The organism is Yonghaparkia sp. Soil809 (assembly GCF_001429705.1).
GTDB lineage: Bacteria > Actinomycetota > Actinomycetes > Actinomycetales > Microbacteriaceae > Microcella.
Map to the genome: position 1 here is coordinate 534049 of NZ_LMSV01000001.1, position 12397 is coordinate 546445.

14 protein-coding genes are annotated in these 12397 nt (G+C 72.9%); 4 read left to right on the forward strand and 10 right to left on the reverse strand.

Going from position 1 to position 12397, the window contains the following annotated elements; translation table 11 throughout:
- Nucleotides 1-168 precede the first annotated feature (168 nt).
- The 6 genes from ASG83_RS02550 to ASG83_RS02575 form a co-directional block, all read right to left on the reverse strand.
- Nucleotides 169-1332, reverse strand: coding sequence for a mannitol-1-phosphate 5-dehydrogenase (locus ASG83_RS02550; protein ID WP_055856774.1), 1164 nt, complete (start codon nucleotides 1330-1332; stop codon nucleotides 169-171).
- 7 nt (nucleotides 1333-1339) lie between these two features.
- The gene (locus ASG83_RS02555) at nucleotides 1340-1789 is read right to left on the reverse strand and encodes a PTS sugar transporter subunit IIA (protein ID WP_055856777.1); all 450 of its coding nucleotides are present in this window, start codon (nucleotides 1787-1789) and stop codon (nucleotides 1340-1342) included.
- A gap of 104 nt (nucleotides 1790-1893) precedes the next feature.
- Complete coding sequence (locus ASG83_RS02560) at nucleotides 1894-3366, reverse strand: PTS mannitol transporter subunit IICB (RefSeq protein WP_055856780.1); 1473 nt, start codon at nucleotides 3364-3366, stop codon at nucleotides 1894-1896.
- A 90-nt stretch (nucleotides 3367-3456) separates the two neighbouring features.
- Nucleotides 3457-5121, reverse strand: coding sequence for a phosphoenolpyruvate--protein phosphotransferase (gene ptsP, locus ASG83_RS02565; protein WP_156711008.1), 1665 nt, complete (start codon nucleotides 5119-5121; stop codon nucleotides 3457-3459).
- A gap of 26 nt (nucleotides 5122-5147) precedes the next feature.
- Entirely contained in the window at nucleotides 5148-5411 is a 264-nt protein-coding gene (locus ASG83_RS02570) for an HPr family phosphocarrier protein (RefSeq protein WP_055856786.1), read from the reverse strand.
- Nucleotides 5404-5754 (reverse strand): hypothetical protein, encoded by a 351-nt coding sequence (locus tag ASG83_RS02575; RefSeq protein ID WP_055856789.1) that lies wholly within the window; start codon nucleotides 5752-5754, stop codon nucleotides 5404-5406. The genes ASG83_RS02570 and ASG83_RS02575 overlap by 8 nt, the downstream gene beginning before the upstream one ends.
- 182 nt (nucleotides 5755-5936) lie before the next feature.
- On the opposite strand from ASG83_RS02575, the gene ASG83_RS13045 reads away from it, so the two are divergent.
- Nucleotides 5937-7065, forward strand: a 1129-nt coding sequence (locus ASG83_RS13045) for a PRD domain-containing protein (RefSeq protein WP_235460075.1), incomplete at its 3' end; no start/stop codon positions are given.
- A 221-nt stretch (nucleotides 7066-7286) separates the two neighbouring features.
- Nucleotides 7287-7769, forward strand: coding sequence for a PTS sugar transporter subunit IIA (locus ASG83_RS13050; protein WP_235460078.1), 483 nt, complete (start codon nucleotides 7287-7289; stop codon nucleotides 7767-7769).
- On the opposite strand, the gene ASG83_RS02585 is transcribed toward ASG83_RS13050, so the two are convergent.
- Together ASG83_RS02585 and ASG83_RS02590 are read right to left on the reverse strand one after the other, a co-directional pair.
- Nucleotides 7766-8593: an alpha/beta fold hydrolase gene (locus ASG83_RS02585; protein WP_055856794.1), complete on the reverse strand. Its 828-nt coding sequence runs from the start codon at nucleotides 8591-8593 to the stop codon at nucleotides 7766-7768. The two genes, ASG83_RS13050 and ASG83_RS02585, sit on opposite strands and share 4 nt — an antisense overlap.
- Nucleotides 8594-8655: 62 nt before the next feature.
- Nucleotides 8656-8994, reverse strand: coding sequence for a hypothetical protein (locus ASG83_RS02590; protein WP_055856797.1), 339 nt, complete (start codon nucleotides 8992-8994; stop codon nucleotides 8656-8658).
- Between the two features lie 135 nt (nucleotides 8995-9129).
- Here ASG83_RS02590 and ASG83_RS02595 point away from each other — a divergent pair, with 135 nt between their 5' ends.
- Complete coding sequence (locus tag ASG83_RS02595) at nucleotides 9130-9573, forward strand: nitroreductase family deazaflavin-dependent oxidoreductase (protein ID WP_055856799.1); 444 nt, start codon at nucleotides 9130-9132, stop codon at nucleotides 9571-9573.
- A 7-nt stretch (nucleotides 9574-9580) separates the two neighbouring features.
- Here the strand turns inward: ASG83_RS02595 and sufU are convergent, their stop codons facing one another.
- Together sufU and ASG83_RS02605 are read right to left on the reverse strand one after the other, a co-directional pair.
- Complete coding sequence (sufU, locus tag ASG83_RS02600; protein WP_055856802.1) at nucleotides 9581-10051, reverse strand: Fe-S cluster assembly sulfur transfer protein SufU; 471 nt, start codon at nucleotides 10049-10051, stop codon at nucleotides 9581-9583.
- Nucleotides 10048-11370, reverse strand: a complete 1323-nt coding sequence (locus tag ASG83_RS02605; RefSeq protein WP_055856805.1) for a SufS family cysteine desulfurase — start codon at nucleotides 11368-11370, stop codon at nucleotides 10048-10050. The genes sufU and ASG83_RS02605 overlap by 4 nt, the downstream gene beginning before the upstream one ends.
- Nucleotides 11371-11620: 250 nt before the next feature.
- Between ASG83_RS02605 and ASG83_RS02610 the strand changes: the two genes are divergently transcribed.
- Nucleotides 11621-12361, forward strand: coding sequence for a LuxR C-terminal-related transcriptional regulator (locus tag ASG83_RS02610; protein ID WP_055856808.1), 741 nt, complete (start codon nucleotides 11621-11623; stop codon nucleotides 12359-12361).
- Nucleotides 12362-12397 lie beyond the last annotated feature (36 nt).

Here is a 12397-nt window from a genome sequence, read left to right on the forward strand (position 1 = left end):
GCAAATGTGGACGAGCGGCGAACCGGGGGCCGCTGTGCGACTAAGGAGCACGTGCGACGCGAGGGCGGCGACGGCAGCGAGGACGGCCAGGACGAGGGCGGCAGGGCGAGGGCGGCAGGACGAAGGCGGCCAGGACGAAGGCGGCCAGGACGCCCCCGACAGCGCGACCTACGCCCCGACGCCGTCCACCCGCGCCCCCGCAACAGCCGCCTCCAGCGCCGCGAACAGCGGATGCCCCGGCTCGACCCCCGTGACCGACTCCACGAGCTCGGCCGACGGGCTCTCCGACCCCAGCCGCTCCTGCAGCTCGACGCTCTCGGGGTCGTCGGGGACGCGGAACCGCAGCGCGGCCGCGATCACCGCGAGCAGTCCGACCGGCTCGACCCCCTGCTCGGCGAGCGCCGCGGCCGGCTCGATCAGCCGCTCGTGCCGCGAGAGCTTGCGCAGCGGTTGCCGCCCGACGCGCTCGACGCCGTCGTGCAGTGCCGGGTTCGCGAAGCGCGACAGGGCGGTCTCGCGGTACGCGTCCTGCACCTCGACCGGGAAGCCGTGTCGCGCGACGAGCAGCCGCGACGTCTCGCGCAGCGCCGCCTCGACACCGGAGCGCACCGCCGGCATCCCGATGGCCTCGTCGACCGTGGTGGCGCCGGCGAGCCGCCCCAGGTACGCGGTCGCCGCGTGCCCGGTGTTGACGGTGAAGAGCTTCCGCTCGATGTAGGGGGCGAGGTCGTCGACGAGGTGGGCGCCCGGGATGACGGGGGGCGAGTCGGCGAACGGGCCCGCCTCGATCGCCCACTCGCAGAACGGCTCGACGCGGACATCCAGCTCACGACCCGCCTCGGGCTCCTGGATCGGGACGATGCGATCGACGGCCGTGTTCGCGAAGACCGCGCGGTCGAGCACGGACGGGTCGTCGACGAGCAGCTCGGCGAGGTGGGCGCGCAGCAGGTCGGTGGCTCCGAGCGCGTTCTCGCACGCCATGATCGGCAGAGGGGCGCGGCCTGCGGGGCGGGCGCGCAGCCCGGCGGCGATGACGGGCGCGATGAAGCGCAGGATGCTCGGGCCCACGGCCGTCGTCACGACGTCGGCCGAGGCGACGGCCGCCGCCGCGCCGTCCGGGTCGGCGGACGAGTCGATGCCGGTGAAGCCGGTGACGGTGCGGATGCGCTCCTCGCCTCCGATCTCGATCACCCGGTACGAATCGGCGGCCGCGATCGCGGCGATGAGCGGTGCGTTGACGTCGACGAAGACGAGCTCGTGGCCGGCGTCGTGGAGGAGCAGGCCGATGAACCCGCGGCCGATGTTGCCGGCGCCGAAGTGGACGGCGGTCATCGCGCCGTCACTCCGCGACGGCGTCGTTGACGTCGCCGAGCATCGCGAGGACGGTCTCGGCGTCGGGCGCGACGAGCAGCCGCTCGACGGCCTCCTCGTCGCTGAAGACGAGGGCGAGGGCCGAGAGCACGCTCATGTGCTCGCCGTTCTTGCCGGCGATCGCAGCGACGACGCGCACGGGGTCGCCGTCCCAGTCGATGGGCTCGGCGTAGCGGACGATCGTCATCGCCGACGCCTTGATCGCGTCCTTCGCGTCGTTCGTGCCGTGCGGGATGGCGAGGTGGTTGCCCATGAAGGTGGAGGTGAGCTCCTCGCGCGCGAGCATCGCGGCGTGGTACTCGCTCGTGACGGCCCCGGCGGCCTCGAGCAGGCGGGCGCCCTCGGCGATGGCCTCGTCGCGCGTGCGCGCGGTGCCGTCGAGGACGATGCGGTCGGTGGTGAGCACGGTGGCGGTCATGGGGTCGCCAGTCCTTCCTGGGAGTCGGCGCGCGGGGACGGGCGCCGGAGTGCGGGGGCCCGGGGGCGGCCGCCTGGACGACCGCCCCCGGGTTGCGGCAGAGACTAGCCCTGCTGCCGCGGCGACTGCTGCGACGTCAGGAGTCCGACCACGACGTCGTACTGCGGGCTCGCCATGAAGTTCTCGACCGAGACGTGCTGCGCGTGCGGAGCCTGCTCGTGGGCCCTGGCCGTGAGGTCCTGGTGCGTGATCACGAGGTCGGCCTCGTCGGTGAGGTTGGTGATCGCCTGGTTGGTGACCGTGACCCCCTCGATGCCCGCGTCCTTGAGCTTCTTGCGCAGGACGGTCGCACCCATCGCGCTCGACCCCATTCCGGCGTCGCACGCGAACACGATGTTCTGGATGCGCGTGGCCGTCGCCGTCGCCGCCTCCTGGCCCAGGAGGCCCGCGACCTTCGAGTCGCCGCCCTTGTTGGCCGCGTTCTGCGAGACGGCGCCGGTGAACCCGTCGGCACCCGCCTCGAGCGAGGCCATGTCCTTCTTGCGGCTCGCGCGGAGGATGACGCCGGCGATGAGGAAGGAGACCGTCGCGGAGAGCACGACCGAGAGGATGACCCCGAGGTAGCTGTCGTTCGCCGTCTGCAGGAGCACCGCGAAGATCGAGCCGGGCGAGGCGGGAGCGCGCAGACCCGACTGGAAGATCAGGTTCGTCGCGATGCCGGTCATGCCGCCGCCGATCATGGCGACGATGAGGATCGGCTTCATGAGCACGTACGGGAAGTAGATCTCGTGGATGCCGCCGAGGAACTGGATGATGATCGCGCCGGGCGCGGTGGCGCGCGCGATGCCCACGCCGAAGACGGCGAACGCGAGCAGCAGGCCGAGGCCCGGGCCGGGGTTGGCCTCCAGGAGGAACAGGATCGACTTGCCCTGCTCAGCGGCCTGCTCGATGCCGAGCGGGGTCAGCACGCCCTGGTTGATGGCGTTGTTGAGGAAGAGCACCTTGCCCGGCTCGATCACGAGGCTCGCGAGCGGCAGCAGGCCCGTCTCGGTGAGGAACTTCGCGCCGGCGCCGAGGGCGTCGCTCACGACCGTGAACACGGGCGAGAGGCCGAAGAACGCGAGGATCGCGAGGCCGAAGCCGAGGATTCCGGCGGAGAAGTTGTCGACGAGCATCTCGAAGCCGGCGCGGATCTTGCCGGCCCACAGCGCGTCGACCTTCTTCATGAGCCACGCCGCGAGCGGGCCGACGATCATCGCGCCGAGGAACATCGGCACGCTCGTGCCGACGATGACGCCCATCGTCGCGATCGAGGCCACGACGCCGCCGCGCGTGCCGTAGACCATGCGGCCGCCGGTGTTCGCGATGAGCAGCGGGAGCAGGTAGACGATCATCGGGCCGACGAGCTTCTCGAGGTCGGCGTTGGGAGTCCAGCCGGTCGGGATGAAGAAGGCCGTGATGAAGCCCCACGCGATGAAGGCCGCGATGTTGGGCATGATCATGCCGCTCAGGAAGGTGCCGAAGCGCTGCACGCGCACGCGTGCGGAGCTGGCGGGAGGGGCTGACGTCGTCGTCATGGGTGTCGCTCCTTGTTTTCTGGGGTTCGGGGTGTTTTCGGAGTGCAGGTGTGCGATTGCCGGGTGGTGCGGTGGGTGCCGGGGTGCGGGTCAGATGGCGGGCGGGGGCCAGGACGCGATGCGGTCGGCGACCGCGGCGCGGGCCGACTCGGCGCTGTCGGCGCCGAGAGCGAGGGCGGCGAGCTCGGTCGCCTCGTCGAACGTGCGCAGCGCGAGCTCGGCCCGCACGTCGGCGATCGACGTCGACGACATCGACAGGCTCGTCGCACCGAGTCCGACGAGCACGAGGGCGAGCCGCGGGTCGGCGGCGGCCTCGCCGCAGATGCCGACGGGCACGTCGTGCTCGGCGCCCGCGCGGCCGACCTGCTCGATGAGCCGGAGGACCGCCGGGTGCCACGGGTCCTGGAAAGCCGACACCGTGCCGAGCAGGCGGTCGGCGGCGAAGACGTACTGCGTCAGGTCGTTCGTGCCGATCGACAGGAAGTCGGCGTTCGCCGCGACGTGGTCGGCCATGATCGCGCACGACGGCACCTCGACCATGACGCCCGCGACGGCGATGCCGAGCTCATGGGCCAGGTCGCGGAAGTACTTCGCCTCGGCCGCGGTCGACACCATCGGCGCCATGACCTGGACATGCGCCTCGCTCGAGGCGGCGGCCGTCGCGAGAGCCGTGAGCTGATCGCGCAGCACCTCCTCGTGCGCGGCGAGCGCGCGCAGCCCGCGGCGGCCGAGCGCGGGGTTCTCCTCCCCCTGGTCGGTGAGGAAGGCGAGCGGCTTGTCGGCGCCGGCGTCGAGCACGCGCACGACGACCTTCTGCCCCGGGAACTGCGCGAAGACATCCCGGTAGGTCGCCGCCTGCTCGTCGACGCTCGGCGCCGTCTCGGCGCCCAGGAAGAGCACCTCGGTGCGGAAGAGCCCGACGCCCTCGGCGCCGCGGGCGGCCGCCTCGCGCGCCGACTCGGGCGAGCCGATGTTGGCGAGCAGCGGCACGGCCCGGCCGTCGGCGAGGCGCCCGGGGCCGCTGCTCGCGGCGCGGATCGCCTGCAGCGTGGCGGTGCGCTGGCGGGCGAGGTCGATGCGCTCCTGCGCGGGGTCGAGCTCCACCGTGCCGTTCTCGGCGTCGACGAGCACGAGGTCGCCGTCGACGAGCCCGGCCGCGTCGGAGGCGCCGACGATCGCCGTGATGCCCTTCTCGCGGGCGAGGATCGCCGTGTGCGAGGTCGGGCCGCCGTCGGTCGTGATGAGCGCGAGCACGCGGTCGAGGTCGAGGGTCGCCGTGTCGGCGGGGGCGAGGTCGCGCGCGACGAGCACGAACGGAGTCGCCGATTCGGGGATGCCCGGTGCCGGCAGCCCCTGCAGGCGGGCGATCGCGCGGCGCGCGACGTCATCGAGGTCGCCGGCCCGCTCGCCGAGATAGCCGCCCATCCCCGCGAGGAGCTCGCGGAAGGTCGTCATCGCGGCGTGGATCGCGAACTCCGCGGTCGCGCCGTCCTCCGTGCGGTGCTGCACGTCGGCGGCGAGCGCGGGGTCCTCCGCCATCATGGCGAGGGCGTCGAGCACCTCGGCGGCGGTGCCGCCCGCGGCCTGACCGCGCTCGCGCAGGTGGGAAGCCGTCGCCGCGAGCGCCTGGGCCGCGCGCGCCTGCTCCTCCGCCGGCGCGAGGGTGCTCGGCCGGTCGCTCGGGTCGGGCACGGGGTCGGGCATGCGCAGCACGGGGCCGACGGCGGTGCCGCGACCGATTCCGATGCCGCGCATGAGGGCCGGGCGGGTCGAGGTGCCGCTCACGCGTCGTGGTCCTGCTCGAGGAAGGAGGTGAGCTCGGCGAGCACGCGCTCGTCGTCGTCGCCCGTGACGGTCAGAGTCACCTCATCGCCGTGCTCGATGCCGAGCGAGACGACGCCGAGGATGCTCGCGGCGTTGACGCTGCGCTCGCCCTTCCGCAGCTGCACCGCGCAGCCCGACTCGGTGACCGACCTCACGAACAGCGCGGCGGGGCGGGCGTGGAGCCCGTGGGCGGATGCGACGACGAGGGTGCGGTCAGCCATGGTGCTCTCCTTCGGAGGGGGCGGTGGTGGACGAGGCTGCGGAGGGGGCGGCGGTCAGGTGCGCGAGGGCCGACGCGACGGCGTCGGGCCCGGTGCCCGCGGCGTCGAGAACGACGGACGGTGCGCGACCGTCGAGCGCCGAGGTGACCGCGTCGACGCCGGCGGCGAGGTGCTGCCCGACGATCACGAGATCGAGGTCGTCCGCGCGGTCGGCGAGCTCGTCGACCGAGAGCGGCTCGACGCGCCAGTCGAGCGAGCGCTCGGCGATCGCGCCGCGGAGCCCGCGGGCGAGGAAGGTGCTCGAGACGCCCGAACCGCAGACGACGGCGACCGTGCGGGTCATGAGCGCCTCCTCGCGATCGTGTGCGGAACGTACTCATGCTCGCCCGCGGGCCGCCCGCGGCTCCAGCAGACTTCCTTCCCACCCCTGCGGAAGGCGCGCCGGGCATCCGCGCCGCTGCGACCGTCGGCCCGCGCGACGGGCTGGTCTACAGTGAGCCGGACATGGCCGACAAGTACGAGCGGATGCTCGAGCTCCTGCTGCACGCCGACGACTGGGTGACCGCCACCGAGCTCGCCGAGCGGCTCGGCGTGACGACGCGGTCGGTGCGCAGCTACGTCGCCGCCGCGAAGACCGCCGCGCACCCGCTCGTCATCGTGACCGCGTCGACCGCCGGCTATCGACTGAACCGCGAGGCCTACGCCGAGTTCCTCGCCGCGGGCCGCGGTCGGGGCAGCGCCGCCGAGACCCCGCAGGCGCGCGTGCACCACCTCGTCCGCCGCCTGACGGACGCCGACGAGGGACTCGACGCCTACGAGCTCGCCGAGAGCCTCTACGTGAGCGACTCGACCCTCGAGGCCGACCTGCGCAAGGTGAGGGCGCTCGCGGAGGAGAGCGGGGCATCCCTCACCCGACGCGGCAGCACGATCGCGCTCGCCGGGTCGGAGGCCGCGAGCCGCCGCCTGCTCAGCCGCCTCCTGCAGAGCGAGAGCGCGCAGGGCGTGCTCGAGCTCGACGCGATCGAGAGCGAGTTCGGCGTGGGCGGGCTCGGGGCGTTCAAGACCGAGCTGATCCAGGCGCTCGACGCGGACGGCTTCTTCATCAACGAGTACGGCATCGACGCCGTCATCCTGCACGTCGCGATCGCGGTCGAGCGCGCGCGGCGCGAGCGTCACCTGCCGCCGACCGCGACGGCCCCGACGGCCGCGACCCGCGCCGCCCCCATCAACGCGACCCTGCACCGGCTCATCCCCGACCACTTCGACGTCGCGGTCACCGAGGCCGACGTCGAGTACCTCGCACGACTGCTCACGACGCGCGTCATCGCGCCCGGCGCCGGGTCGGAGGGCGCGCCGCACGTCGACGAGGCCGACCTCGGCACCGTGCGCCGCATCGTCGACCTCGTGGCCGAGGAGTACCTCGTCGACTTCCGCGACGACGCCTTCATCGCCCGCCTCGCGCTGCACCTCGGGAACCTCGTGACGCGCGCTCGCGAGGACGCCCGCTCGCGGAATCCGCTCGCGCGCTCGATCAAGAGCTCGTACCCGCTCATCTTCGACATCGCCGTCTTCATCGCCTCGATCGTGCAGCGCGAGCGCGGTATCACCGTCGACGACGACGAGATCTCGTACATCGCCCTGCACCTCGGCTCGCNCGACCTGCACGCGATCCTGCGCAGCCGCATCGAGCGCGAGCTGGGCGCCGACCTGTCGATCGAGTTCGTCGTCACGCGCACCGACGTCGACCCGCGCGAGCTCACGAGCGACCTCGTGATCTCGACCATCCCCTCCCCCGCGCTGCGCGAGGGCGTCGTCGTCGTGCAGCCCTTCCTCACCGACGACGACATCGACGCGATCCGCCAGGCGATCTGGCGCGTGCGCCGGCAGCGCCGCCGCCAGCGCATCACCGACGAGCTGCTCGAGTACTTCGACGCCGAGCTCTTCTTCGCCGAGCCCCCGGGCGACGACCCCGAGTCGATCATCCGCGGGCTCGGGGCATCGCTCGTCGCCGCGGGCATCGTCGACGATCGCTACGTCGAGGGCGCCCTCGAGCGCGAGCGGATGTCGTCGACCGCGTTCAGCGAGACCCTCGCGATGCCCCACGCCATGGGGCTCTCGGCCGCGCGCACCGCGATCGCCCTCGCGCTGTGCCCCACCCCCGTCGCGTGGGGGGATGCCCGGGTCTCGGTCGTGGCTCTCATCGCGTTCAGCCCCGAGGGCAGGGCGCGCTTCCAGCCCCTGTTCGATCAGTTCGTCGACGTGTTCGCCTCGCGCCGCGAGGTCGGCGAGCTCGTGCGCGCGGGCGGCGACTTCGCGAGCTTCATCGGCGAGCTCGCGCAGCTCATCGAACGCCGCTAGCCCGGATCGACGGGCGTCCGAGTCGCCGCCGGGCTCACCGGCCGCGACGAGTCGAGCACGCGCGCGACCGCCTGCGCGAGTCGGGGGCGGAGGATGTGCGCGACGCCCGAGACGCGGTGGGCGGTCACGTGGCGCAGCTGCTCGACGATCCCGATGCCGCTCGGCGCGAGGAACGGATCGAGCGCGCCGTAGACGAGGTCGATCGGGACGCTCACGCGCGCGAGATCGGCGAGGGTCGTCTGCGACTCGATCGCGTTCTGCAGCGAGAGCATGAACGGCGTCCAGTTCGTCTCGGTGAGCTCGAGGACGTTCTTGATGGGCGCGATCGCGGCGAGCGCCGCCGCCGTGCGCGTCGTGAAGCGCGGGTTGGAGCGCAGGAACTCGTAGACGGAGAAGTAGGCGCCCATGCTCGCCCGATCGACCGGGTCGCCGATGAGCGCCGGAGGCAGGTAGATCGGCGACCCCACGAGCACGAGGCGCGAGAGCACCCTGCGGTGCGTCGCGGCGTAGCGCGCGGCGATGAGCCCGCCGAGCGAGTGCCCGACGAGGATGACGTCGCGCCGGAGCCCGAGCGATCGGAGCGTCGCGTGCAGCGAGCGCTCGTGCTCCTCGAGCGTGTACGTCGCTCCCTCCGGCGCGGGCGAGGCGCCGAAGCCGAGGATGTCGAGGGTGATGACGCGGAAGTGCGGCTCCAGGAGCGGCACGAGGTGATGGAAGGTGACCGAGGAGGACGCGATGCCGTGGATCATGACGACGACCGGGCCGCTCCCGGAGTCGTTCGTGACCGCGAGAAGCGGAGCGCCGCGCCACGGCCGGGGTGCCATGGCCCGATTATGTCGGACCGGGATGGCCGGGGCCCGACGGTCGGGCCGCTACGGGCGCCGTCTCACTCGTAGACCTTCACGACGAGCCAGCGCGAGGGGTCTCCGCCGTCGCGGAGGTCGAGGATGCAGCTGCGCCCGTCGTCGGCCGTGGCCTGCAGGCGCCAGCCGGTGCACTCGCGCGGCGCCCGATCGAGAGCGAGGGCATCCGGATCGAGGCGGCGCCACCACGCGACCGGCTCGGTGATGACCGTGGGGCGATCGGTGACGCGCCACCGGGAGCCCTGCCAGATCAGGCGGATCGGGCGGCCATCGGCGTCGCTCCAGACGACGGCGGGCTCGAGAGCGGCGGCGCGCTCGGCGGGGAGCACGGCGGGTGACGGGGTGGGAGCAGGAGCCGGCACGGCTGCCTCCTTCATCGGCTCGTGCGCTCCGGCCCGCGCGACTGATGGGATCACTCGAACATACGTTCGAGTGCCGACAGTACGCCTCGCGCACGCGACACGCCAAGAGGCGTCCGTCGGCGTTAGCCTCGAGTCATGCCGCTGACCGGAGAGTACGCACCCAGCACGTCCGAGTGGGCCCGCGAGCAGGCGGAGCTCTACGAGCGCACGAACGGCCTGGAGGGCAACGACCTCCGCGGCCGGCCCATCATCGTCCTGACCACGCTCGGCGCGTCGACCGGCAAGCTGCGCAAGACCGCGCTCATGCGCGTCGAGCACAAGGGCGACTACCTCGTCGTCGCGTCGAAGGGCGGAGCCCCCGAGCATCCCGCCTGGCACGGCAACCTCGTCGCGCACCCGCTGTGCGAGCTGCAGGACATGGCCGAGAAGCGCGACTACCGGGCCCGCGAGCTCGCCGAGGGCCCCGAGCGGGCGCTGTGGTGGGAGCGCGCCTGCGCCGTCTGGCCCGACTACGCCGAGTACCAGAAGAAGACGGAGCGGCGCATCCCGATCTGGGTGCTCGAGGCCGTCGAGGGCTGAGCCGCGCCTAGCGGCCCTCGCCCGCGCGCCGCACGAGCAGGTCCTCCGCCGCGACCCACGCGAGCATCGCGCACTTCACGCGCGCGACGTACTTCGAGACGCCGCTGAGCGCCGCCGCGTCGCCGAAGCGCTCCTCGTCGAGGGCGATCGCCCCGCGCGAGCGGAGCGCCTCGCGGAACTCCGCGATGAGCGCCGTGAGCTCCTCCGGCGTCCACGCCGCGCCCTCGGCGGCGCTCTCCTCCGCGAGGGTCGCCAGGAGCGAGGCGCTCGCCTGCGAGATCGAGCACCCGCTCCCCTCCCACGCGACGTCCGCGATGCGATCGCCCGCGGCATCCCACCGTAGGGCGAGCGTCACCTCGTCGCCGCAGACGGGGTTCCGCTGGTGGCTCGTCTTCTCGCCCGCGGCGAGGTCGGTGCCGTGCGGGTGCTTCGCGTGATCCATGATGATCTGCTGGTACAGCTGCTCGAGACCGCTCATGCTCCCGCCCCCTCGCCGAGACCGAAGAACGGGCGGATGCCCGCCACTGCGTCGATCGCGCGATCGAGCTCGTCCTCCGTCGTGTGGATGCCCGCGCTCAGCCGCAGGCTCGCGCTCACGCCGAAGCGCCGGTGCAGCGGCTGCGCGCAGTGGTGGCCGACGCGGGCCGCGATGCCGCGGTCGTCGAGCACCTGGCCCGCATCGTGCGCGTGCACGCCGTCGACGACGATCGAGGCGAGGGCGACGCGCGGCGCGGGGTTGTCGGCGCCGAGGATGCGCACGCCGGGCACGCGGGCGAGGCCGTCGAGCAGACGCGCGGCGAGCACGTGCTCGGTCGCCGCGATGCGCTCCATCCCGACCTCCTCGACGAAGCGGATCGCCGCGGCGAGCCCGACGGCCTGCGAGAGCCGGGGCGTCCCCGGCTCGAAGCGGTGGGGCGCGGGCAGGTACTCGGCGCGCTCCATCGTGACGGTCGTGATCATCGACCCGCCGTAGAGGAACGGGGGCAGCGCGTCCAGCAGCTCGGCGCGGCCGTAGAGCACGCCGATGCCGGTCGGCCCGTAGAGCTTGTGGCCGCTGAAGACGGCGATGTCGACGTCGAGCTCGCGCGGGCGCAAGGGCAGGTGCGGCGCCGACTGGCACGCGTCGAGCACGACGAGCGCGCCGACCGCGCGGGCGAGCGGCACCAGCCGGTCGAGCGGGGTGACGCCTCCCGTGACGTTCGAGACGTGGGTGACGGCGAGCACGCGCGTGCGCTCGCCGATGATGCGCGCGGCGGCCTCGGGGTCGAGCCCGCCGTGGTCGAGCGCGGGGATGTACCGCAGCGTCGCGCCGGTGCGCGCCGCGAGCTCCTGCCACGGGATGAGGTTCGCGTGGTGCTCGAGCTCGGTGACGACGATCTCGTCGCCCTCGCGCAGGGCGAAGGGTGCCGCACCGGGGTGAGATCCGGCGCCGCGGCCCGGGCTCGACGCGCCGATGCTCGCCGTGCCGAGCGAGTACGCGACGAGGTTGAGCGCCTCGGTGGCGTGGCTCGTGAACACGATCTCGTCGTCGTCGACGCCGAGGAAGCGCGCGATCGCGCCCCGGGCATCCTCGTACGCCTCGGTGGCCTCGCCGGCGAGGGAGTGCGCTCCGCGATTGACGGCCGCGTTCGAGGTGCGCAGGAAGTCGCTCTCGGCGTCGATCACCGAGTCGGGCTTCTGCGCGGTGGCCGCCGAGTCGAGGTAGACGAGGGGATGCCCGTTGACCTCGCGACGGAGGATCGGGAACCGCGCGCGGATCCCCTCGATCTCGGCGGAGGTCAGCGGGGCGGCGAGCACCCCTCCAGGGTAGGCCGTGCCGCCGGGGAGCCGCTGCGCGGGGCGACTCCGCCGAGGTCGGTAGCGTGTTCGCTGCATGCCCTATCCGAGCGATTTCGTCAATCCCTACCGACGGAACATTCCATATGCTCGGATGACAAGGATGCACCGGCGGACAGCACCGCCCCGAACACCTTGAGAGACGATCCATGACGAGAGCCGCCTGCGTCGGCCCCGCCCCCCTCCCCGCGACCTTGCACCTCCCGACCCGATGAGGGAGAGCGACCTCCTCGACTGCCTCGCCGAGCTGGCGCGCATCTGCGCGAACCGACCCGACCGCGCGTCGTTCGCGTGCTCGCTCGTCCTCCAAGTGCTGCGACCCTTCGAGGCTCGGGCTGCAGGGGTCGGGATCGTCGACGGTCAGGGCTATCTGGACATGCGCACGATGTACGGGTTTCCTGCTGGCGCGCTGCGCGACGGCCCCCGCTATCTGCTGGACGACGATTACCCGCTACCCGATGCGGTGCGTCGCGGCGTCGCCATCGAGGGGACTCTCGATGACCTGGTCGACAGATACCCCGCGATCGGTCCTCTCGAGCTTCGGGGCAGGCACATGCTCCTCACTCCGCTGCTGTTCCGTGGGGCCACGATCGGCGGCATGGCGATCCTCATGGATGCCGCGCCCCGCCATGAGGAGAACCGCGTGTTCTGGAGCGCCGTGGCCGATCTGGTGTCGGCGACGATTTCGAGCGATGACCCCGCCCCCGTCGCGCCGCGCGACCGCCAACGCCGGAGCGCTCCACTGAGCGCCCGGCAGCGCGAGATCCTCGGGCACATGCAGCAGGGCCGCACGAACGGCCAGATCGCCCGCGCGATGAACTTCGGCACGTCGACGATCGGTCATGACATCATGCGCATCTTCGACGCGCTCGGGGTCGAGTCGCGGCGCGAGGCCGTGGCGGCCGCCGAGCGCGCGGGCATCCTCGCCCCGCGCGAGCAGCCGTCGCTCTGACTCGCTCGGATGCGACGACGCGCGGGGCTCCTACCA

Bases quoted from the DNA above. Each gene is read 5' to 3' on its own strand.
- ASG83_RS02550 (WP_055856774.1), bottom strand. From the start codon at position 1,332: ATGACCGCCGTCCACTTCGGCGCCGGCAACATCGGCCGCGGGTTCATC.
- ASG83_RS02555 (WP_055856777.1), bottom strand. From the start codon at position 1,789: ATGACCGCCACCGTGCTCACCACCGACCGCATCGTCCTCGACGGCACC.
- ASG83_RS02560 (WP_055856780.1), bottom strand. From the start codon at position 3,366: ATGACGACGACGTCAGCCCCTCCCGCCAGCTCCGCACGCGTGCGCGTG.
- ptsP (WP_156711008.1), bottom strand. From the start codon at position 5,121: ATGCGCGGCATCGGAATCGGTCGCGGCACCGCCGTCGGCCCCGTGCTG.
- ASG83_RS02570 (WP_055856786.1), bottom strand. From the start codon at position 5,411: ATGGCTGACCGCACCCTCGTCGTCGCATCCGCCCACGGGCTCCACGCC.
- ASG83_RS02575 (WP_055856789.1), bottom strand. From the start codon at position 5,754: ATGACCCGCACGGTCGCCGTCGTCTGCGGTTCGGGCGTCTCGAGCACC.
- ASG83_RS02585 (WP_055856794.1), bottom strand. From the start codon at position 8,593: ATGGCACCCCGGCCGTGGCGCGGCGCTCCGCTTCTCGCGGTCACGAAC.
- ASG83_RS02595 (WP_055856799.1), top strand. From the start codon at position 9,130: ATGCCGCTGACCGGAGAGTACGCACCCAGCACGTCCGAGTGGGCCCGC.
- sufU (WP_055856802.1), bottom strand. From the start codon at position 10,051: ATGAGCGGTCTCGAGCAGCTGTACCAGCAGATCATCATGGATCACGCG.
- ASG83_RS02610 (WP_055856808.1), top strand. From the start codon at position 11,621: ATGAGGGAGAGCGACCTCCTCGACTGCCTCGCCGAGCTGGCGCGCATC.